Source organism: Rhizobacter sp. P2_H2, from assembly GCF_056403375.1.
The window spans coordinates 1-1,711 of the sequence record NZ_JBFUFP010001117.1; the positions used below are offsets into that span (position 1 = coordinate 1).

At 71.0% G+C, this 1,711-nt stretch carries 2 protein-coding genes; one reads left to right on the top strand and one right to left on the bottom strand.

What is annotated here, in order from left to right:
* Window positions 1-189: 189 nt before the first annotated feature.
* A complete protein-coding gene (locus AC1D15_RS30655) occupies window positions 190-615 on the top strand; it encodes an organic hydroperoxide resistance protein (protein WP_047513304.1) in 426 nt (141 codons plus the stop codon).
* A 45-nt stretch (window positions 616-660) separates the two neighbouring features.
* On the opposite strand, the gene AC1D15_RS30660 is transcribed toward AC1D15_RS30655, so the two are convergent.
* Window positions 661-1,605: an asparaginase gene (locus AC1D15_RS30660; RefSeq protein ID WP_477828997.1), complete on the bottom strand. Its 945-nt coding sequence runs from the start codon at window positions 1,603-1,605 to the stop codon at window positions 661-663.
* Between the last annotated feature and the right edge of the window lie 106 nt (window positions 1,606-1,711).

The window sequence follows — 1,711 nt, forward strand, 5'->3', positions numbered from 1 at the left end:
GCGCCAGCAGGCGCGCGGCGTGCCGGCCCAACTGGCCCAGGCCAGCGGCTGCAGCATCGGCGAGCTGACCGACCTGACCCAACGCCTGCAGCAGTTGCGCCAGCAACTGCTCGATGACGCGCCCGATGCGGCGCATGCGTGAACGTTGTTGTTACCCCTGACCCACCCCACCACCTGAAGGAAGACACCATGGCCCTCGAAAAAGTCCTGTACACCGCCCACGCCACCTCCACCGGCGGCCGCGAAGGCACCTCCAAGTCGTCGGACGGCGTGCTCGACCTGCGCCTGACCACGCCGAAGGAACTGGGCGGCAACGGCGCCGTCGGCACCAACCCCGAACAGCTGTTCGCCGCCGGCTACTCGGCCTGCTTCATCGGCGCGATGAAGGTGGCTGCCGGCAAGCACAAGGTCACGCTGCCGGCCGACACCTCGATCGCCGCCAGCGTCGGCATCGGCCCGATCCCGCAAGGCTTCGGCATCCAGGTCGCGATGACCATCACCGTGCCGGGCGTCGAGCGCTCGGTGGCGCAGCAGATCGTCGAGACGGCGCACCAGATCTGCCCGTACTCGAACGCGACGCGCGGCAACGTCGACGTGACGCTGACCGTCGCTTGAGCCCCGCCTGCGCCTGATGAAGAACGGCCCTTCGCGGGCCGTTTGTCATTCCGCGAGCAGTTGCAGCAGCAGCTCGATGCGGGCCTGGTACGGCGACAGCTCGCCGCCGGCGGGCAACACATCGCCGGGCTGAGCGAACACCGGGCCGCCCGCCACGCGGCTGCAGCGCAGCACGCGCACGCCGGTCGACTGCGCGCGCAGCAGCGCGGCTTCGAGCGCGTGGTGCACCGTGCCGTGGCCGGTGCCCGCGGCCACGATGCCGCGTGCGCCTCGCTCGATCAATGCATCGACCAGCACGCCATCGGCACCCGCATGGCTGAGCAGGATGTCGACGCGCGGCCACGCGGGGCCGTCGACCAGCCTGGCCAGCCGCGCCGCAGGCAACGCCTCACCCGCCGGCCACGGACGGAACAGCCGCAGCCGCCCTTCCTCGATGCGGCCGACCGGGCCGGCGTCGCCCGAATCGAAGGCCTCGATGCGGTAGGTGTGCACCTTGCGCACGTCGGCCGCGCCATGCACCACGCCGCCGAGCACCGCGACCACGCCGCGCGCGCCGGGGTGCTGCGCAACGGCGACCGCATCGAGCAGGTTCTGCGGCCCGTCGGGCTGCAGCGAGGTGGCGGGCCGCATCGCCGCCGTCAGCACCACCGGCTTGGCCGGCGCGAGCACGCGCTGCAGCAGCCACGCGGTCTCCTCCAGCGTGTCGGTGCCATGCGTGACGACCACGCCCGCCACCTCGGGCCGCGCCAGGTGGTGCGCCAGCCGCCTGACCAGCGCGCGCCACACGTCGGCGCTCATGTCCTTGCTGTCGACCTGCGCGACCTGCTCGGGCTCGAGCGGCACCGCGGCCAGCGCCGGTACCGCCTTCACGAGCTGCGCGACGCCGAGCTGCGCCGCGGTGTAGCCGATGTTGTCGCCGGCGGCCGCCGAGGTGCCGGCGATGGTGCCGCCGGTGCCGAGCACGACGACGATCTGATCAGTTCTTTGCATTTTTCACGAAGCTGGATAAAAATACAGTCACTGGATGGATGTTCAGTCCACGCCATTTCACCAAGCCGAGGCCCACCGCGATGAACGAAATCCCGAAGCTCACCGA

Bases quoted from the DNA above. Each gene is read 5' to 3' on its own strand.
- AC1D15_RS30660 (WP_477828997.1), bottom strand. From the start codon at position 1,605: ATGCAAAGAACTGATCAGATCGTCGTCGTGCTCGGCACCGGCGGCACC.
- AC1D15_RS30655 (WP_047513304.1), top strand. From the start codon at position 190: ATGGCCCTCGAAAAAGTCCTGTACACCGCCCACGCCACCTCCACCGGC.